Raw genomic sequence first — 19,529 nt, forward strand, 5'->3', positions numbered from 1 at the left:
GGAGGAATCAGATGCTTAATTCATTCATCAACAAAATGATTAAAATGGTTAAGGTCGTGATTCGTTATGGACTCATCGTTATTAACGATGGGTTTATTTGTTTGCCGATCAAAAAAGGCGTTGTTATTTTTGATAGCTTTAATGGTCGCGATATTAATGATAATCCAGCTGCGATTTATCAACAGTTGATTAGAGACGACCCTAGCTTAATTCAGACGGCCTTTTTTGCCGTAAAACCAGCCAAATATGATGAATTGCATGCTCAATATCCAGAGATAAAACTACTGAAACGCTTTATGCCAAAGTGGATCTGGTATATGGCACGGGCTGAGTTTTGGGTTTTTAACTCCAGAATGCCTGCCTGGTGGCGCAAAAATAAACACACGATCTACATCCAAACTTGGCACGGGACGCCACTTAAAAAGTTGGGGGTGGATATTGATAATGTTGAGATGCCTGGAACAAACACTAAAAAGTATCACCAGCGTTTTGTTGCAGAAACGAAGCGTTGGGATTATCTGATTGCACCGAATCAATATTCTAAAGATATTTTTAAGCGGGCATTTCAATTTAAGAACCACTTTTTAGATATCGGTTATCCCCGTAATGACGTTTTATACTATGATAATAAGCAAACCGTAATCAACGAATTGAAAAAGACTTTGATTGGTGATGCTAATGCTCATGTAATCACCTATGCCCCAACTTGGCGTGATGATCAATACATCGCTCGGGGGCAGTATAAATTTGAGTTACCGTTTGATCTAAAACGCTTTTTTGCAACCGTTGATCAAAATACTATTTTGGTTATTCGCCCCCATTATTTAGTTAAGGACCATATTAATATTAAGGGGTTTGAGGATCGCGTTAGGATTTTAGCAGATTCGGATATTAGTTCAATCTACTTAATGACTGATTTATTGATTACGGATTATTCTTCGGTAATGTTTGATTTTGCGAACTTAAATAGACCAATGTTATTTTATAGTTATGATTTAAAACACTATCGAGATCAACTGCGCGGTTTTTATTTTGATTACCAAAGTGAATTGCCAGGGCCGTTAGTTACTGATCAAGATCAATTTTTTACTCGGTTGCAACAGTATGCAGAATGCGGTACGTTTAAAAATGAGTATGATAAAATGAAATCGTTTAGGAAAAAATTTTGTAGCTGGGAATCAGCAGATTCTGCTGAAAAAGTTGTAAAAATAATAAGGGGCGAAATTTATGAATGATCAATTTTTAATTGGTTCACACGTTAGTATGAAGAGTCCAAAAATGTTTTTGGGTTCCGCTGAGGAAGCATTTGGTTATGGGGAAAATACGTTCATGGTATATACCGGGGCTCCCCAAAACACTAAAAGAAAACCAATCAGTGATTTAAAGGCTGATGAGGGGAAGCAATATATGCAATCACATGGGATTGTTTCGGATGTGGTTCATGCACCATATATTATTAACCTAGCTAACACCGCTAAGATGCATAATTTTGAATTTGCGATTCAATTTTTGAAGCAAGAAATTAAGCGTTCAGAAGCAATTGGTGCTGAACAAATTGTTTTACATCCGGGCTCACATGTTGGTGCGGGAGCAGAAGTTGGAATTCAAAATATCATTAAGGGATTAAATGAAGTAATCGAACCCGATCAAAAGGCTCAAATTGCCCTTGAAACAATGGCCGGTAAGGGAACCGAAGTTGGTCGGACATTTGAAGAACTTGCCCAAATTATTGACGGGGTTCAATTAAATGAAAAATTATCAGTCACATTTGATACTTGTCATACTAACGATGCTGGATATGATGTTAAAAATGATTTTGATGGAGTTTTAAACCAGTTTGATAAGGTGATTGGAATAGACCGACTAAAAGTGGTTCATTTGAATGACTCTAAGAATGAAATGGGTAGTCACAAGGATCGTCATGAGGTGATTGGTCTTGGTACGATTGGCTTTGATGCCCTTGATTATATTGCTCACCATCCACAATTAACTAACGTTCCTAAAATTATGGAAACGCCAATGGTTAAGTCAGAAGATGGGACCCAAAAGTTCTCCCCCCATGGATATGAAGTTAAAATGCTTACTGAACATAAGTTTGATTCCAATTTAGTGGATGATATTTTAAATCAGAAGCCATTTTAAATTAAAAGTCGCAAATCAATGTTGATTTGCGACTTTTATTGATAACTAAGAAGCATTAATGTCGATTATTAGTATCTAGGTTGAGGCTCTCCATGATAATAGTAGCGGTCTCTTCAATCGATTTATTAAAAACGTTAATAATTAAACAGCCCAGCTTTTGGTATAAATCCTTAGCATATTGAAGTTCTGCCTTGATATTTTCAGGATCAGAATATGGAGTGTCAGGATTCAGTCCGTATGCAATCATTCTTGCTCGCCGAATTTTTTTAAGGGCCTTCGGGGTATTGGTCAGTCCAAAAATGCGATTGGGATCCACTTCCCAAATTTCTTTAGGCAGTTGTGTGTTCGGTGCGATGGGGACGTTAGCGACCTTTAAATTTTTATTTGCTAAGTAAAGGGAGAGCGGGGTCTTAGAAGTTCTTGATACTCCTAAAATTACTATGTCGGCCTTGGTTAGGTCACTAGGGTTTTTACCATCATCGTTAGCAACCGCAAATTCCATAGCGGCAATTCGATCGAAATATTTATCATTTAAATCGTGGACTAGTCCAGGCACTCGTACGGGAGTATCACCTGTTTTAGCACTAATGACGTTTAAAGAATTTTGTAAGCAATCGGAATTAAACAGGTCATTTTCAGCTGAAAAAGTTCTAATCATTCCACTAAGTTCATTGTTAACTAGTGTATGAAAAATAACGGCATTGTTTTCTAAAGCCATTTTAAGAATTCCTGCTAAAATAGATTTAGTCTGGATAAATGGGAATCTTTGGTAGTTAACCTCTACATCTGGAAATTGCGAAACGGTGATTCTAGCAACTGAAAAAGCAGTTTCACCGCTTGAATCTGAGATGATAAAAACGTTTATTTTTTTCATTGGAAACCTCCTATTAATATAAATTTATTCTAGCATATTTATCTTTTTTTTCAGAGTTATTGACTGTAAATTAATAGTTAGGTATAATTATTAAGAACTGCTACATTAGGAAATGATTTCATGATAGTAAGTAGTTGTATTTTGAGCTCGGAGGGAGGGATTTTCATATGTCAAAAACAGTCGTTCGTAAAAACGAATCTCTTGATGATGCTCTTCGTCGTTTCAAGCGTACCGTTTCAAAGAGTGGTACATTGCGTGAATACCGTAAGCGTGAATTCTACGAAAAACCTAGCGTAAAACGTAAATTAAAATCCGAAGCAGCAAGAAAACGCAATAGCAAAAAGCGTCGTAGCTTCTAATCTATAAAAACGTTCCTGTTGTTTCAGGAACGTTTTTTATTGCTTAAATATATTAATCAAAGGGATGAAAAATATGAGTTTGAATGATGAATTAACTACTGACTTAAAGAATGCAATGAAGGCTCACGATAAGGAAAGCCTCGGTGTAATTAGATTATTAAAGTCTGCTTTAACTAATGAAAAGGTTAAGTTAGGTCATGATCTAAATTCAGATGAAGAAACTGCCGTTGTAATGAAAGAATATAAACAACGGAAGGAATCAATCGAAGAATTTAAAAAGGGTAATCGTGATGACCTCGTTGCTGAACAAGAATCACAACTAAAGGTTTTGGATAAGTACGTTCCAGAACAAATGTCAGAAGACGAAATCAACCAAGTTGTTAAGGACACTATCGCAGCTGTTGGTGCGACTGGCAAGGGTGATTTTGGTAAGGTAATGGGCGCTGTAATGCCAAAGGTAAAGGGTAAGGCCGATGGTTCATTAGTTAACAAAGCCGTAAAAGAATTACTACAATAATTAATTAAAATTAATAGAGTGATAAATATTGCTCTATTGTACATACTTCAGGGGTATCTTCTTTTTTAATTGCATTTTTTATGCTAATATTTGGTTATTAAATCGTAACATAAGGGAGTTTATAATTTGATTGACAATAATGTTATAACTGATAGTTTCGTTTTAAGTAATTTAGACGATGAACCTGCATTATTAGGATCACAAAATAAATTTGTCACTTTATTAGAAGAGGGAATGGATGTCTCCATTAATGCTTTTGGGACTAAAATTAAAGTTTCTGGAGATTCCGAAAAAGTAAGAAATACATTAGCAATTTTAAAAAACATGGTTGATTTAATTCATGGTGGGATTGGATTAAATGATAGCGACTTTGTTAGTGCAATGAAAATGGCTAATAATGGCACGTTAGAGTACTTTAAGGATCTTTATAATCAAGTGTTGATTAAGGATATTAAAGGCAATCCAGTTCGCATTAAGAATTTTGGCCAAAGACAATATGTCCAATCGGTTCAGAGAAATGACGTTACGTTTGGGATTGGTCCAGCTGGAACGGGGAAGACATACTTAGCAGTTGTGATGGCTGTGGCTGCCCTAAAGAAGGGGACCGTTGAAAAAATTGTTTTGACGCGTCCAGCTGTTGAAGCTGGGGAGAGTTTAGGATTCTTACCTGGGGACTTAAAAGAAAAAGTGGACCCATACTTAAGGCCTATTTACGATGCTCTGTATTCAATTTTAGGGGCTGAGCATACTAATCGAATGCTTGAAAAGGGAATCATTGAAGTAGCTCCCCTTGCATACATGCGTGGTCGGACCCTCGATAATTCATTTGTTATTTTAGATGAAGCTCAAAATACGACCAGTGCACAAATGAAGATGTTTTTGACGCGGCTCGGCTTCGAATCTAAAATGATTGTTAATGGTGATATTTCACAAATTGATTTACCTAGACACACCACTAGTGGATTAGTGGAAGCCCAAAAAATATTACAGAACGTAAAGAGCATTAGATTCGTTGCTTTTTCTGCTGATGATGTTGTTAGACACCCTGTAGTTGCAAGAATTATTAACGCATATGAAAGTTTTGACAATACCAATAATAAATAGAGGACTGGATAGATGGATTTAGAAATTTATGATGATACCAAAGATGGTGCTAAGGATAAAGACATTCAATTAATTAAAGATGTTTTAGAATATGCGGGCAAATATTTAAAGCTTCGTGAAGATACTGAAATGTCAGTTACCTTGGTTAACAACGATCGGATTAGGGAAATTAATCGTGACTATCGGGGTGTAGATCGGGCGACTGATGTAATTAGTTTTGCGATTGAAGATGGTGATGAGACAATCAAGATGAGTCCCGAGATGGCTGCTGAAATTCCCGAAAATCTTGGCGATATCTTTGTTTCAGTCGATAAAGTAGCGGAACAAGCCGAATTTTTGGAACATTCCTATGATCGTGAACTAGGCTTTTTAGTGGTGCATGGATTTTTACACTTGAATGGATACGATCATATGCAGCCAGAAGACGAAGCGGTAATGTTTCCACTACAAAGAAAGATTATGGATTCATATGGGCTTAAAAGATAGTAAACAAGTTGGCAAAAACCACCATTTTTATCAATCTTTGTTTCATGCGTTAGCTGGTCTAAAGGTATTGGTAATTGCTGAGCGTAATTTTAGGGTTCATTTAATAAGTGCGGGTTTGGTTCTAATAGTTGCCAGACTTTTAAGGGCTTCTTTAAATGATTACCTATGGCTGTTTTTAGCAATTTTTACAGTATTGATCGCCGAGACAGTCAATTCAATCGTGGAGCGGATTATTGATTTATTAGTGGGTGATCACTACCATCAATTAGCGAAGGAAGCAAAAGATATTGCTGCTGGTGGAGTGTTATTAACTACGATATTAGCAATGATAATTGGAATAATGATTTTAATGCCGTTAGTAATTAAAATAATGCCATGGAGGTAATTATAAATGGATAATCCTAACTTTAAATCAGGATTCGTTGCAATCGTTGGCCGCCCAAATGTTGGTAAGTCAACTTTTTTAAATCGAGTAATTGGGCAAAAAATTGCAATCATGAGTGATAAGGCCCAAACAACTAGAAATAAAATTCAGGGTGTTTACACGACTGCGGATTCACAAATCGTATTTTTGGATACTCCTGGGGTTCAAAAGCCTAAGAGTCAATTAGGAAGCTTTATGGAAGATTCTGCAATGTCCGCCTTAAAGGATATTGATGCTGTTTTATTCATGGTCAGTGCTGTTGAAAAACGCGGTGCAGGTGATAATTTTATTATTAATCGCTTAAAAGATGTTAAAAAACCTATCTATTTAGTGATTAATAAGATTGATAGGGTAAATCCTAATGATTTACTACCGATAATGGATACTTATAAACGGGCTTTAGATTGGGCAGGGGTGTTTCCAATTTCTGCTTTACAGGGGAATAACGTTGATGAATTATTAACAGATTTAACCCAAAAGCTTCCCCAGGGACCACAATATTATCCTGCTGATCAAGTTACTGATCATCCTGAAAGATTTATCGTTGCTGAATTGATTCGTGAGAAAATTTTTCAATTAACACGGCAAGAAATTCCATATTCAGTTGCAATTGATGTTGAAAAAATTAGGGCAAATGAAGATGGCAAGGTTACGATTCAAGCTTCGATCATTTTAGATCATGATAGCCAAAAAGGAATTGTAATTGGTAAAAAGGGCTCAATGCTGAAAAAAATTGGGACCCTTGCCCGTAAAGATATCGAAGATCTATTGGGAAGTAAGGTTTATTTGGAACTTTGGGTTAAGATTCAACCAGGCTGGCGCGATAAAAGTTCTGTTCTAAAGGAATTAGGATATAAAAAGAAGGATTATTAATTATAGGGTGTGAGGCGAGTGCCAACTAAAAAGAATGTCGTGTTTAACGGGATATTACTTTATCGTAAGAATTATCGCGAAAATGATATACTGGTTAAATTTTTTACTTATGAGTATGGCTTAAAAATGTTTCTAATTCGAAGGGGTCGGAAACAGGGGTTTAAAATGAGTGCGGATATTTTACCGTTTACTTATGGTCGTTATCAAGGCACAATTTCAGAGAACGGCTTATCCTACATCAAGGAGCCATTAAAAACACACCACTATAATCAAATTAGTAGCGATATTGTTTTAAATGCTTATGCTACTTACAATATGAATTTAATTGATACCGCATTGCCAGAGGGGGATGTAAATCATTACTGGTTTCACCAGTTGTTTCATGCCTTAAGTTTAATTAACATGAAGATCGATCCCGCAATTGTTACCAATATTATTGAAATCCAATTGCTTGAATTATTTGGAGTACAGCCATGGTTAAAAGACTGCGTACTTTGTCATCGGAATGATTTACCATTGGATTATTCAGCTGCTTATAATGGTTTGCTATGTCAGCAACACTGGCATTTGGATCCTAGACGCTTTTGCTTATCTAGGCAAGCCATTTATTTGTTAAGCCAATTTGCCACCGTTGATTTAAATCAAGTCAAATCAATCGAAATTAAGCAGCCCATTAAGGACGAGTTAAGAAGATTATTAGATAGTATTTATGAAGATACGGTCGGCATTAAATTAAAGAGTAAGAAATTTTTAGATGAAATGATTCGAAGTGGGTTCTAAAAGATTGACTTTTTAATAGTTGTAAATTATTATAAAGTTAAATATATATCGGTGATGAAAAAAGAGGGTTATGGTTAATTCCGTTACAGTGAGGCTAGGGTTAGTGAGAGCTAGTCATGGATGATCATAATTTGGCGCTTTTGGAACTGAGCGAATATCAAGCAGCTAATCGACATTGATTAGAAGTAGGGTGGAACCGCGAACAAATCGTCCCTATGTAAATAACGAACTGTTATTTACATAGGCTTTTTTTATGCCATTTTTATTTTTATATAGGAGGAGTATTCAATGACTAAGAAATTGTCAATGCAAGAAATTATTTTAAAGCTTCAGCAATATTGGTCCAACCAAGGTTGTTTATTAATGCAGGCATATGATACCGAAAAAGGTGCTGGGACCATGAGTCCATACACTTTCTTACGGGCAATTGGACCAGAACCATGGAATGCTGCATACGTTGAACCATCTAGAAGACCAGCTGATGGACGGTATGGTGAAAATCCAAACCGATTATACCAACACCACCAATTTCAAGTATTAATGAAGCCATCTCCTGAAAATATTCAAGAATTATACTTAGATAGTTTAAAGGAACTCGGTATCAACCCCGTCGAACATGATATTCGATTCGTTGAAGATAACTGGGAAAACCCATCCATGGGATGTGCCGGTGTTGGTTGGGAAATCTGGCTCGACGGAATGGAAGTAACCCAATTTACTTACTTCCAAGTGGTTGGGGGTCAAGAAATGGATCCAGTTGCCGCTGAAATTACCTACGGGCTTGAAAGATTAGCTTCATACATCCAAGATGTGAACAACGTCTTTGAATTGGAATGGGGTTATGGCGTTAAGTATGGTGATATTTTCAAGGAACCAGAATTTGAACACTCCAAATATAGCTTTGAAGAAAGCAACCAAGAAATGTTATTGAACTTATTTAATACCTACGAAGAAGAAGCCCATAAACAAATTGCCAATGGCTTGGTGCATCCTGCCTATGATTACATTTTGAAGTGTAGCCATACCTTCAACCTTTTGGATGCTCGCGGGGCGGTTTCCGTTACTGAACGGGCTGGGTATCTCTCTAGAATTAGAAAAATGGCGCGTTCCGTTGCCAAAGCATTCATTGAAGAACGCCGTAAACTTGGTTTCCCATTGATCAAGGACGAAAAGAAACGACAAGAACTATTAAAAGATGACAAGGAGGACAAATAAGATGGCACACACTTATTTATTAGAAATTGGACTAGAAGAAATGCCTGCCCATGTCGTTACGCCTAGCATTAAACAATTGATAAAACGGACTAGCGACTTTTTAGCAGAACAACGATTAAGTTATGATCAAATCAAACCATTTTCTACTCCCCGTCGCTTAACGCTCGAAATTACGGGCTTAGCAGATAAGCAAACTGATATTGATGAATCCGTAAAGGGCCCTGCTAAAAAAATTGCCCAAGATGCTGATGGTAATTGGACGAAGGCTGCGATCGGTTTTTCTAAGGGGCAAGGGGCTAATCCTGATGATATTGAATTCAAGGAAATCAAGGGTACTGAATATGTATTCATTGAAAAGCACATTGCTGGAAAGCCAGTTGCTGAAATTTTGCCCGCAATCAAATCCGTTATCACGAGCATGACTTTTCCAACGCGGATGAAGTGGAACGTTTATAATTTAGAATACATTCGTCCAATTCGGTGGTTAGTTTCCATTCTGGACAGCGAAATCGTCCCATTCTCAATCTTAGACGTTGCAGCTGGACGGACTAGTCGTGGGCATCGGTTCTTAGGCCATGATGTTGAATTAGCAAATGCTACTGATTACGAGGCAGCCCTTGAAAAGGAATTTGTGATCGTTGATGCTGCTAAGCGGAAGGCTAAGATTCAAGATCAAATTAAAGACCTTGCTGCCGACAAGGATTGGGACGTTAAGGTCAGCCCATCCCTACTAGAAGAGGTTAATAACTTGGTTGAATGGCCAACGACATTCGCTGGGAACTTTGACCGAAAGTATCTGACCATCCCAGATGAAGTCTTAATTACTTCAATGCGTGATAACCAACGGTTCTTCTACGTTGTCGATAACGCTGGTAAATTACTACCACACTTCGTTGCCGTGCGGAACGGAAACGATGTTGACATTCAAAACGTGATCAGTGGAAATGAAAAGGTATTGACGGCGCGGCTTGAAGATGCGATGTTCTTCTACCAAGAAGATCAAAAACATTCGATTGAATTTTTTGTTGACCGTCTTAAGCGGGTTAGTTTCCATGATAAGATTTCTACGATGTACGAAAAGATGGAAAGAGTGGCAATTATCGTTGCCCAAATTGCTAAATCGGTTGGGTTGAGTGACGAACAAACTGCTGATGCCAAGCGGGCAGCCCAAATCTACAAGTTTGACCTAGTGACCGAAATGGTTGGTGAATTCTCTGAACTACAAGGGGTAATGGGTGAAAAGTACGCATTGCTTAAGGGTGAAAAGCCTGCAGTTGCAACTGCGATTAGAGAACACTACATGCCAATTTCTTCTAACGGGGCCCTTCCACAAACTGCAGTGGGGGCGGCATTAGCGCTAGCTGATAAGTTCGATAGTATTATGACGTTCTTTGCTGCTGGGATGATTCCATCTGGTTCAAATGACCCATATGCATTGCGGAGACAAGCAATCGGGATCGTAAGAATCTTGAACGAATTTGGCTGGTCACTACCACTAGCAGACTCAATGGAATCATTCATTATTGACGAACAAAGAGCTGATAAGGCACCAGACCTCGATCAAAATGCTCAGATCAATGCGGTTGTTGACTTCATTAAGGATCGGACCATTAATTTACTTCAATCACAAGATTACCGTCATGACATCATTGATGCCGTTGTGAATGCCACTAATAATGACGTAATCTACATGCTTGATAGTGCTAAGGTGCTTGCTGAAAAATCCAAGGGTGAACACTTTAAGCAAATTGTAGAAGCACTTGGTCGGGTCGTTAAAATTTCTGCTAAGGCTAGCTTTAGTGATGAGGAAATTTCAATTGATCCGAAGTTATTCAGTAATGATTCTGAAAGCGCCCTTTTTGATGTTGTAAATAAGATTAAGGATCACTTCTTTGAACAAAAGCCATTGGCTGCTTATGAACAATTAGCTAGTTTAGCGGCTCCAATTGATGATTACTTTGAACAAACGATGGTCATGGATAAGGATGAAGCAGTTAAGAACAATCATTTGAAGCAAATGGTATTGATTTCTAATTTAATTAATTGGTTCAGCGCCGTTGATCAACTAATTGTAAAATAAATATCAATATGCTTTGGTTTTAAAATTAAATATGATAGTATAAACATAAGTGTTTATTGTATCGGATTAAAAGTCGCATCTTTATTTACGGAGGGTGCGACTTTTAAAACTTATATTGATTTTAAATGGGGTGATTAATATGGTAAAGATCCCAAAAGAAGTGATTGATAACGTAAAAAATAGCGTTAATATTGCTGACGTGGTAAGTCAATATGTTCAATTAAAAAAATCTGGGCAAAATCTTTGGGCACGTTGCCCATTTCATGATGAACGGACGCCATCTTTTTCAGTTTCTGAAGATAGGCAAAGCTTCAAATGTTTTAGTTGCGGGCGTGGCGGAAATGTTTTTACATTTTTAATGGAAATAAAAAATATTTCCTTTCCAGAGGCTGTAATTGAAGTAGCTAATATGCAGAATATTGAAATTCCTGATTATTATAAAAATAATGCGGGCGGGGCAAATCAAGTAGATGATTTCCAAAAGCAGTTGATTGATGTTTATGATCAAGTCGCTGATCTTTATCATTACATCTTAATCAGTACTAAAGCAGGCCAACATGCTTTACGTTATCTTCATGAGCGTGGATTAACTGATGAAACGATTAATGAGTTTAATTTGGGCTTTGCCCCGCAAAAAAACGTTTTGTCTGCTTTTTTGAAGCAAAAAAAGGTTGATCAAAAATTAATCTTGCATTCAGGGTTATTTATCGAGCGTGATGATGGAACGCTTAATGATCGTTTCTTTAGCCGAGTAATGTATCCAATTCGGAATCAATCTGGTAAGACGATCGCCTTTTCTGGGCGGGTGTTAGATAAGGAAGCTAGTCAAGCTAAATACTTGAACAGTCCTGAAACTAAAATCTTTAGTAAGCGTGATGTTTTATTTAACTTAGATAAAGCTAGATCAACTGTTAGGATTGCAAAGGATGTAATTTTGTTCGAAGGGTTCATGGATGTTATCTCTGCCTTTCAAGCGGGAGTTAAAAATGGAATTGCATCTATGGGGACTAGTTTTACGGAACAGCAAATTCATCAAATTGAGCGGATCACTGATCATTTATACGTTTGTTACGATGGGGATGCTCCTGGGCAAAAGGCAATTAACAGAGCGATTGATGCTTTATCTAACTCCCGTTTGAAATTGGGAGTTATTCAAATGCCTGATGGCGTTGATCCCGATGAGTATCGGAAACAAAATGGTGATGAGCAATTTAGAAATGCGATCAAGGCTGCTCGGGAAAGCCCAGTGACCTTTAAATTGCGTTTTTTGAGAATGCATCGTGATTTAAGTCGTGATGAAAACCGAGTGGCGTATTTAAATGATGCGCTATCGGTAATTGCTACTGTCGATACGCCAGTTGGTCGCGATGTTTATATTAATCAACTAGTGAGTGAATTTAATGTGGATAAACAGGCATTGGTCGATCAATTAGATGGTGTTATTAAAAATCAACAACACCAAAAGCGGTACAATCGTCAACATCATCAACAAATTGATGATAATCAATTATCAATGATTCCAGAGCAGCCTCCCCAACCAAAGCTATCCAAAATCGAAAGTGCTGAACAATTTTTGCTTTTTCGCATGCTTCATGATCATGATATTTGGTTGCGGATATCAGGGATCAAGGGATTTTGCTTTGCTACGGAGTCGTATCAAACTTTATATATGTTAGCTGAAGATTACTTTAATAAGCATATTAGTTATAACTATGTTGAGTTTGTTAATATGATCAAAGAAGCTGACTTAAAACGAATTGTAATGCACTTAGAATCTTTGCCTATTTCTGAGCAAAGTTTTGATGGTGAAATTGAGGATTATGTTAATATAATCATGCATGAAGCACCACTTAAAAATCAGATTAAAGCCAAGCAAGAACAACTACTTGAATCGACAAGAACAGGGAATGTTCAAGAACAAATCAAACTTGGTGTTGAACTAATTGAACTTGAACAACAACGCCAAAAACAATTTGGTAATGATCAATCTTAATTTAGGGGGCTTTTTAAATGGCTGATAGTAAAAAGACAGAAGAATACAAAGAATCATTAAAATCATTAGTTAGAAAGTATAAGAAAGTAGGACATATTACCTACGATGAATTAAATGATACGATTATCGTTCCATTTAAATTAACCGAGGCATCTTCAAATAAGCTACTAGAAAAAATTGAAGATGTAGGAATTAGTGTTGTTGATAAAAATGGGGATCCAGATCCTAGAGCGTTAAAAGCAGCAAAGGATGTTACTAAAAAAGAACTAAGCAATAGTGCATCTGCACCCACTGGTGTTAAGATTAATGATCCCGTTAGGATGTACTTGAAGGAAATTGGTCGAGTACCCCTCTTAAAGGGTGAACAAGAAATTCAACTAGCAAAGCGGATCGAAGACGGTGACGAAGAAGCTAAGCAAGAATTAGCTGAAGCTAACCTTCGATTGGTGGTCTCGATTGCTAAGCGTTACGTTGGTCGTGGCATGCAATTTCTTGATTTGATTCAAGAAGGAAACATGGGGCTAATGAAGGCGGTTGAAAAATTTGATTACCGTAAGGGATTTAAGTTTTCCACCTATGCAACATGGTGGATTAGACAAGCAATTACCCGTGCGATTGCTGATCAAGCTCGGACAATTAGAATTCCAGTCCACATGGTGGAAACGATTAATAAGTTAATTCGAATTCAAAGACAATTACTCCAAGACCTTGGCAGAGAACCAACCCCTGAAGAGATTGGTGCTGAAATGGATATGCCAACTTCCAAGGTTCGTGGAATCTTGAAAATTTCGCAAGAACCAGTTTCGCTTGAAACGCCAATCGGTGAAGAAGATGACTCTCATTTAGGGGACTTCATTAAGGATCAAGATGCCACTAGTCCCGCTGATCATGCAGCCTATGAACTACTAAAGGAACAACTAGAGGGCGTTTTGGACACCCTTACTGATCGGGAAGAAAACGTTTTAAGATTACGGTTTGGATTAGATGATGGCCGAACTAGAACCCTAGAAGAAGTCGGTAAAGTCTTTGGTGTTACTAGGGAAAGAATTCGTCAAATCGAAGCTAAAGCCCTTCGAAAGCTAAGACATCCATCTAGAAGTAAGCAACTAAAAGATTTCTTATAATATAAATACGAAAAGAAGGCCATTTTGGTTCTTCTTTTTTATTTTATTGTTTATTTTGCTATAATTTAAATATTAAATAATTGTAACGGGGTAATCATTTTGGACGGAAATAATTTATCGCAACGGTTAATGAACGTTGCACAGTATGTAAAAAACGGGAGTCGATTAGCTGATATTGGCTCCGATCATGGGTATTTACCAATTTACCTAGCAAAGGCGGGAAAAATATCATTTGGAATTGCTGGTGAAGTTGCAATGGGGCCATTAAGTAATGCTGAACATGAAATTAAAATTGCGGGGTTAAGTAATGTGATTATGCCCCGATTGGCGGATGGGCTCGCAGCAATTAAAGATTCTGATCAAATTGATACGATTACGATTGCTGGGATGGGCGGTTCGTTGATTGCTAAAATTTTAGAACAAGGGAAGGCTAAATTAGTTAATTTTCCTGAATTAATTTTACAGCCTAATGTTGATGCAATTGATGTGCGCAAGTGGTTGGCCGATAATCAATACCAAATCGTTCATGAGAACATATTAAAGGAAGATCATCACATCTATGAAATTATTAATGCGGTCAAGGCAGTAAAAAAAATTGATTACACACCGAGGGAGTTAATGTTTGGCCCCTTTTTGATCAACATGCAAAATGAAGCATTTACTGAAAAATGGCGGGATAAAATCATGCGCTTACAACGGGCACTTCAACAAATGCAATTAGCAAAGGTGCCGCCATTGGATCGGATTGAACGATTAAAAGTTGAAATTAATGAAATCCAGGAGGTTTTAAAAGATGCGCGGAATTGATTTAGTAAGACGATTTGAACAGTTTGCTCCTCAGAGCATTGCGGTTGCTCATGATCCAATTGGATTACAGATTGGTGATTTAAATCGGCCGGTGAAAAGGGTAATGACAACGCTAGATGTAAGGCCTGAAGTAGTGGCAGAAGCCATCGCCCAAGATGTTAATTTTATATTTGCACACCATCCCGTAATGTTTCGGCCTGCTAAGAACTTAGACCTTACAAATCCCCAAAATGAAATGTATGCACAAATTATTAAGCATGATATCACAGTTTATGCAGCTCACACTAATTTAGATGATGCCAAAGGCGGGATGAACGATTGGCTAGCAACGGCGATCGGTTTAAATGAAACGATTGGATTAGTTGAACTCGGCACCCCTTCGAATCAGTTTAGCATGGGCCGCATTGGTAATTTGTCCAATCCAATGCGGGTGATTGATTTTGCGAAACGTTGTAAACAAATTTTTGATATTAGCGGACTGCGATTAGTATCTAACCACCCAGATAAAATGATTCAAAGGGTTGCAATCCTTGGTGGTGACGGTGGTAAATTTTATTTAAATGCGTTGGATAAGGGCGCAGATGTTTATGTTACTGGGGATGTTTACTATCATACAGGCCATGACATGCTATCTTCTGGACTGAGCGTAGTTGATCCAGGACATAATATTGAAAAAATCTGCATTCCGAAATTAGCAGCACTGTTTGAAGATTGGGCTGCTCAAAATAACTGGGAAGTTGATGTAATTCAATCGCAAGTGAATACAGATCCATATACTTTTATTTAATTTAAGGAGAATATAATGACAGAAAATCAGTACCATTCATTAATCCCTCGTTTTTTAAGATACGTTCAGATTAACACTCGTTCCGATGAAAATTCGACTACTTCACCTTCAACCCAACGGCAAGTCGACTTTTTGAACCAAATCAAGCAAGAATTAGTCACAATTGGGTTGAGCAACGTCAGAACGAATTCAAAAAGTAGCTATGTTTTTGCAACATTGCCATCCAATCTTGATTACCCAACGACTAAGGTCGGCTTTATCTCACATGTTGATACTGCTGATTTTAATTCGGAAAATGTTAAGCCTCAAATTGTAGCGAACTATGATGGCCATTCAGTAATCAAGCTTGATCCAGAAGGAAAATACACTTTAGACCCAGCTGTTTTTTCCAGTTTAAAAAAGTATGCAGGCCAAACACTAATTACTACTGATGGTAATACATTGTTAGGGGCAGATGATAAATCAGGGGTTAGTGAAATTATGACTGCCATGGAATACTTGATTGCCCATCCAGAAATTAAACACGGTGAGATCGAGGTGGCATTTGGTCCAGATGAAGAAATTGGGACTGGAGCTGATCACTTTGATGTTGATGACTTTGGAGCTGAAATTGCGTATACAGTTGATGGTGGTCAATTAGGCGACTTGCAATATGAAACATTTAATGCTGCGACTGGTTCCGTATCAATTTCTGGAACCGATGTACACCCAGGTGAAGCTAAGGGGGTAATGGTGAATGCATTATTATTAGGAATCGAGTTTCAAGATGCCCTCCCAAAACATGATCGACCAGAATTAACTGATGGTCGTGAAGGATTTTTCTTCCTTCTTAAAATGAGTGGGACGCCTGATTCTGCAAGGTTAGATTACATTATTCGTGATCATGATCATGATCGTTTTGAACAACGCAAGCATTTATTTGAACAGATTGCTGCTAATATTAATGAACGATTTGACACGCCACGAGTAAAAGCGGTTGTTAAGGATCAATATTATAATATGGCTGATGTTTTAAAGAACGACATGACAGCAGTTGATATTGCTAAAAAAGCAATGGAAAATCAAGATATTAAACCATTGATCTTTCCTGTCCGTGGGGGGACTGATGGTTCTAAGATTTCTTTTATGGGATTGCCGACGCCGAACCTTTTTGCGGGTGGCGAAAATATGCATGGTAGATTTGAGTATATTTCTGAGCAAACAATGGAACGCGCTGTCGATGTGATCTTGGAAATTGCATCATTAGTTGCTAAACAATAATTGGTCAAAATTGGTCAAATTATTTCAAATTTAAAATTAATTCTGATATGATAATTATGAACTCTAGATGAGTTCATAATTATTTTAGTATGGAAATGAGTGATATTTTGAATCCAGATAATTTAACTGAAGCAGTTTCACAAGCTTTGGCACAAGCACAAAAAATTACAATTACTAGAAAACAACAACAGATTGGGATTCCCCAATTATTTAAATTTTTAATTCAACCTGGTGAATTAGGACGGCAAATTTATGCCGATTTAGGGTTGGATGTTAAGCAACTGGAACAAGAAATCGATTCAGAAATTGATCAAATTGCGACCGTTGAGGGTGACGTTAAATATGGTCAAGGACTAAGTAGTGAGTTATATGATTTATTGCAAAAAGCCGACCAAGTTAAAACTGAACTAGGTGATGAATACGTTGCAATTGATACTTTAACGATTGCTTTGATGCAGCTAAATGGAGAAAAGCTATCTGATTATTTAAAGCAACATTCCATTACCGAACAAAAGGTTAGAAATGAAGTTGAAAAAATTCGGGGAGGCGAAAAAGTGACGTCTAAGGATCAAGAAGATAATTTTCAAGCGTTAAAGAAATACGGAGTAGATTTAGTTGCCGAAGCGAGAGCTGGTAAATTAGGTCCTGTTATTGGTCGGGATGGAGAAATTCTAGATGTTATCAGAATCCTTTCCAGAATGACTAAGAACAATCCGATCCTAATTGGAGATCCTGGGGTAGGTAAAACAGCAATCGTAGAAGGATTAGCTAAACGAATCGCAGTGAACGATGTTCCCGAAAACCTTAAAAATAAGACGGTTTTTGAGCTTGATATGAGTTCTTTAATTGCTGGGGCTAAATATAGGGGACAATTTGAAGAACGGCTCAAAGCAGTCTTAAAAGAGGTCAAAAAATCAGAAGGTCAAATCATCATGTTCATTGATGAAATTCATAACATCGTGGGGGCTGGAAAGTCCGAGGGAAGTATGGATGCTGGAAACATCTTAAAGCCAATGCTCGCACGTGGTGAATTACATTTAATTGGTGCTACCACCCTAGATGAATACCGTCAATACATGGAGAAGGATAAGGCGCTTGAACGGCGTTTTCAACGCGTATTAGTTAAAGAGCCTAGCGTGGATGATACCATCACCATTCTTCGTGGAATTAAGGAACGTCTTGAAATTCACCATGGTGTTCGCATCCATGATAATGCACTAGTTGCTGCTGCTAAACTCTCAGATCGCTACATTACGGATCGCTTTTTACCTGATAAGGCGATCGATCTAGTTGATGAAGCTTCATCAAAAATTGAGGTCGAAATGAATTCGAGCCCAACTGAATTAGATCAATCTAATCGTCAGTTAATGCGAGAAGAAGTCGAATTAGCTGCCCTTAAAAATGAAACTGATGAGGCCTCTAAAAAGCGACTTGCTGAATTAAAGCCCCAGCTTGAAAATACTCGTGAACGAGTGAATGGATTGAACGCACGTTGGCAACGTGAAAAAGACTCGATTAATAAGCTGGGTGAAAAGAAACGGCAATTAGATCAAGCTCGAAATGAGTTAAAACAAGCTGAAAGCAATTATGATTATAGTAAAAGTGCCGAATTAAAGAATGGTAAAATCCCGCAATTGGAATCGGAACTTAATCAAATGGAATCCGAAGATCATTCTAAGGACTGGTTGGTCGAAGAGTCAGTTACTAGTAATGAAATTGCGGATGTCGTTAGTCGCCAAACTGGCATTCCAGTTAATAAATTGGTGCAGGGTGAACGTGAAAAGCTGTTACACTTAGCTGATAATTTACACAAGCGGGTGATTGGCCAAGATGCAGCTGTAAACGCGGTCGCAGATGCGGTCATTCGTTCAAGAGCGGGGTTACAAGACCCAAGCAAGCCATTGGGTTCATTTCTATTTTTAGGACCAACTGGGGTCGGTAAAACTGAATTAGCTAAGGCGCTTGCTGAAGACCTCTTTGATTCCGAAGACCATATGGTCAGAATTGATATGTCTGAATACATGGAAAAGGAATCAGTTTCTAGACTGGTCGGTGCTGCTCCTGGATATGTAGGGTATGAAGAAGGAGGCCAACTAACCGAAGCGGTTAGGAGAAATCCATATACGATCGTATTGTTTGATGAGATTGAAAAAGCTCATCCAGATGTATTTAATATCTTATTACAGGTCTTAGATGATGGTCGGTTAACTGATAGTCAAGGGCGGACCGTTGACTTTAAAAACACCATCTTGATCATGACTTCTAATCTTGGATCCGATATTTTATTAAGTGGAACTGATAAGGATGGTCATATTAATGCTGATGCTAAACAACAAGTTCAATCACTATTGAAGAGTCGGTTTAGACCTGAATTCTTGAATCGTATTGATGCTGAAATCATGTTTACGCCACTTTCTTTAAACGATGTCGAACAAATTGTTGTGAAAATCGTTAACGGATTATCTAAACGATTAGCTGAACAATCGATTCAACTATCGATTACCCAAAATGCAAAGCGATGGATTGCAAAGCAAGGCTATGAACCACAGTATGGTGCACGCCCATTACAAAGATTTATTACAAATAATGTTGAAACTCCCCTTGCTAAACAAATTATTGGAAACCAAATTAAGCCGAATAGCAAGGTGCAAATTGACTTAGCTGATAACCAACTTAGTTTTAAGTCAACTGCAGAATAAAATAA

General features: G+C 37.6%; 18 protein-coding genes. 17 read left to right on the forward strand and 1 reads right to left on the reverse strand.

Going from position 1 to position 19,529, the window contains the following annotated elements; genetic code table 11:
* Nucleotides 1-11: 11 nt before the first annotated feature.
* Together ACSYTE_RS04120 and ACSYTE_RS04125 are read left to right on the forward strand one after the other, a co-directional pair.
* Nucleotides 12-1,235 carry a CDP-glycerol glycerophosphotransferase family protein gene (locus ACSYTE_RS04120; RefSeq protein ID WP_491716202.1) on the forward strand — a complete coding sequence of 408 codons (1,224 nt, stop codon included), beginning with the start codon at nt 12-14 and terminating at the stop codon, nt 1,233-1,235.
* The gene (locus ACSYTE_RS04125) at nt 1,228-2,142 is read left to right on the forward strand and encodes a deoxyribonuclease IV (protein WP_491716203.1); all 915 of its coding nucleotides are present in this window, start codon (nt 1,228-1,230) and stop codon (nt 2,140-2,142) included. Before ACSYTE_RS04120 ends, ACSYTE_RS04125 begins: the two co-directional genes overlap by 8 nt.
* Nucleotides 2,143-2,197: 55 nt before the next feature.
* Here ACSYTE_RS04125 and ACSYTE_RS04130 read toward each other — a convergent pair whose 3' ends face one another.
* Complete coding sequence (locus ACSYTE_RS04130; RefSeq protein ID WP_491716204.1) at nt 2,198-3,016, reverse strand: pyruvate, water dikinase regulatory protein; 819 nt, start codon at nt 3,014-3,016, stop codon at nt 2,198-2,200.
* Nucleotides 3,017-3,183: 167 nt separating this feature from the next.
* On the opposite strand from ACSYTE_RS04130, the gene rpsU reads away from it, so the two are divergent.
* The 15 genes from rpsU to clpB all read left to right on the forward strand — a co-directional run bounded on the left by rpsU (nt 3,184) and on the right by clpB (nt 19,524).
* Nucleotides 3,184-3,375: a 30S ribosomal protein S21 gene (gene rpsU / locus ACSYTE_RS04135; protein WP_219054387.1), complete on the forward strand. Its 192-nt coding sequence runs from the start codon at nt 3,184-3,186 to the stop codon at nt 3,373-3,375.
* 73 nt (nt 3,376-3,448) lie between these two features.
* Nucleotides 3,449-3,892: a GatB/YqeY domain-containing protein gene (locus tag ACSYTE_RS04140; protein ID WP_491716205.1), complete on the forward strand. Its 444-nt coding sequence runs from the start codon at nt 3,449-3,451 to the stop codon at nt 3,890-3,892.
* 126 nt (nt 3,893-4,018) lie between these two features.
* Complete coding sequence (locus ACSYTE_RS04145; RefSeq protein ID WP_491716206.1) at nt 4,019-4,996, forward strand: PhoH family protein; 978 nt, start codon at nt 4,019-4,021, stop codon at nt 4,994-4,996.
* 12 nt (nt 4,997-5,008) lie between these two features.
* On the forward strand, nt 5,009-5,482 hold the full coding sequence (gene ybeY, locus ACSYTE_RS04150) for an rRNA maturation RNase YbeY (protein ID WP_491716207.1): 474 nt from the start codon (nt 5,009-5,011) through the stop codon (nt 5,480-5,482).
* Entirely contained in the window at nt 5,466-5,867 is a 402-nt protein-coding gene (locus tag ACSYTE_RS04155; RefSeq protein WP_491716208.1) for a diacylglycerol kinase family protein, read from the forward strand. The genes ybeY and ACSYTE_RS04155 overlap by 17 nt, the downstream gene beginning before the upstream one ends.
* A 6-nt stretch (nt 5,868-5,873) precedes the next feature.
* A complete protein-coding gene (gene era, locus ACSYTE_RS04160; RefSeq protein WP_491716209.1) occupies nt 5,874-6,779 on the forward strand; it encodes a GTPase Era in 906 nt (301 codons plus the stop codon).
* Nucleotides 6,780-6,797: 18 nt separating this feature from the next.
* Nucleotides 6,798-7,559 carry a DNA repair protein RecO gene (gene recO / locus ACSYTE_RS04165; RefSeq protein WP_491716210.1) on the forward strand — a complete coding sequence of 254 codons (762 nt, stop codon included), beginning with the start codon at nt 6,798-6,800 and terminating at the stop codon, nt 7,557-7,559.
* A gap of 288 nt (nt 7,560-7,847) precedes the next feature.
* Nucleotides 7,848-8,774 carry a glycine--tRNA ligase subunit alpha gene (gene glyQ, locus ACSYTE_RS04170; RefSeq protein WP_491716211.1) on the forward strand — a complete coding sequence of 309 codons (927 nt, stop codon included), beginning with the start codon at nt 7,848-7,850 and terminating at the stop codon, nt 8,772-8,774.
* A 1-nt stretch (nt 8,775) separates the two neighbouring features.
* Entirely contained in the window at nt 8,776-10,854 is a 2,079-nt protein-coding gene (gene glyS, locus ACSYTE_RS04175; protein ID WP_491716212.1) for a glycine--tRNA ligase subunit beta, read from the forward strand.
* 139 nt (nt 10,855-10,993) lie between these two features.
* Entirely contained in the window at nt 10,994-12,847 is a 1,854-nt protein-coding gene (gene dnaG, locus ACSYTE_RS04180) for a DNA primase (RefSeq protein WP_491716213.1), read from the forward strand.
* Between the two features lie 17 nt (nt 12,848-12,864).
* Entirely contained in the window at nt 12,865-13,971 is a 1,107-nt protein-coding gene (gene rpoD, locus ACSYTE_RS04185) for an RNA polymerase sigma factor RpoD (RefSeq protein ID WP_491716214.1), read from the forward strand.
* A 99-nt stretch (nt 13,972-14,070) separates the two neighbouring features.
* Nucleotides 14,071-14,778, forward strand: a complete 708-nt coding sequence (locus ACSYTE_RS04190; protein ID WP_491716215.1) for a tRNA (adenine(22)-N(1))-methyltransferase — start codon at nt 14,071-14,073, stop codon at nt 14,776-14,778.
* Complete coding sequence (locus ACSYTE_RS04195) at nt 14,765-15,565, forward strand: Nif3-like dinuclear metal center hexameric protein (RefSeq protein WP_491716216.1); 801 nt, start codon at nt 14,765-14,767, stop codon at nt 15,563-15,565. The genes ACSYTE_RS04190 and ACSYTE_RS04195 overlap by 14 nt, the downstream gene beginning before the upstream one ends.
* 15 nt (nt 15,566-15,580) lie before the next feature.
* Entirely contained in the window at nt 15,581-16,825 is a 1,245-nt protein-coding gene (gene pepT / locus ACSYTE_RS04200; protein WP_491716217.1) for a peptidase T, read from the forward strand.
* A 107-nt stretch (nt 16,826-16,932) separates the two neighbouring features.
* Nucleotides 16,933-19,524, forward strand: coding sequence for an ATP-dependent chaperone ClpB (gene clpB / locus ACSYTE_RS04205; protein ID WP_491717292.1), 2,592 nt, complete (start codon nt 16,933-16,935; stop codon nt 19,522-19,524).
* Nucleotides 19,525-19,529: the final 5 nt, after the last annotated feature.

It is taken from the genome of Nicoliella sp. ESL1120 (assembly GCF_058508515.1).

Bases quoted from the DNA above. Each gene is read 5' to 3' on its own strand.
- glyS (WP_491716212.1), top strand. From the start codon at position 8,776: ATGGCACACACTTATTTATTAGAAATTGGACTAGAAGAAATGCCTGCC.
- era (WP_491716209.1), top strand. From the start codon at position 5,874: ATGGATAATCCTAACTTTAAATCAGGATTCGTTGCAATCGTTGGCCGC.
- ACSYTE_RS04140 (WP_491716205.1), top strand. From the start codon at position 3,449: ATGAGTTTGAATGATGAATTAACTACTGACTTAAAGAATGCAATGAAG.
- pepT (WP_491716217.1), top strand. From the start codon at position 15,581: ATGACAGAAAATCAGTACCATTCATTAATCCCTCGTTTTTTAAGATAC.
- ybeY (WP_491716207.1), top strand. From the start codon at position 5,009: ATGGATTTAGAAATTTATGATGATACCAAAGATGGTGCTAAGGATAAA.
- ACSYTE_RS04120 (WP_491716202.1), top strand. From the start codon at position 12: ATGCTTAATTCATTCATCAACAAAATGATTAAAATGGTTAAGGTCGTG.
- ACSYTE_RS04195 (WP_491716216.1), top strand. From the start codon at position 14,765: ATGCGCGGAATTGATTTAGTAAGACGATTTGAACAGTTTGCTCCTCAG.
- rpsU (WP_219054387.1), top strand. From the start codon at position 3,184: ATGTCAAAAACAGTCGTTCGTAAAAACGAATCTCTTGATGATGCTCTT.
- ACSYTE_RS04130 (WP_491716204.1), bottom strand. From the start codon at position 3,016: ATGAAAAAAATAAACGTTTTTATCATCTCAGATTCAAGCGGTGAAACT.
- rpoD (WP_491716214.1), top strand. From the start codon at position 12,865: ATGGCTGATAGTAAAAAGACAGAAGAATACAAAGAATCATTAAAATCA.
- ACSYTE_RS04125 (WP_491716203.1), top strand. From the start codon at position 1,228: ATGAATGATCAATTTTTAATTGGTTCACACGTTAGTATGAAGAGTCCA.
- ACSYTE_RS04155 (WP_491716208.1), top strand. From the start codon at position 5,466: ATGGGCTTAAAAGATAGTAAACAAGTTGGCAAAAACCACCATTTTTAT.
- dnaG (WP_491716213.1), top strand. From the start codon at position 10,994: ATGGTAAAGATCCCAAAAGAAGTGATTGATAACGTAAAAAATAGCGTT.
- glyQ (WP_491716211.1), top strand. From the start codon at position 7,848: ATGACTAAGAAATTGTCAATGCAAGAAATTATTTTAAAGCTTCAGCAA.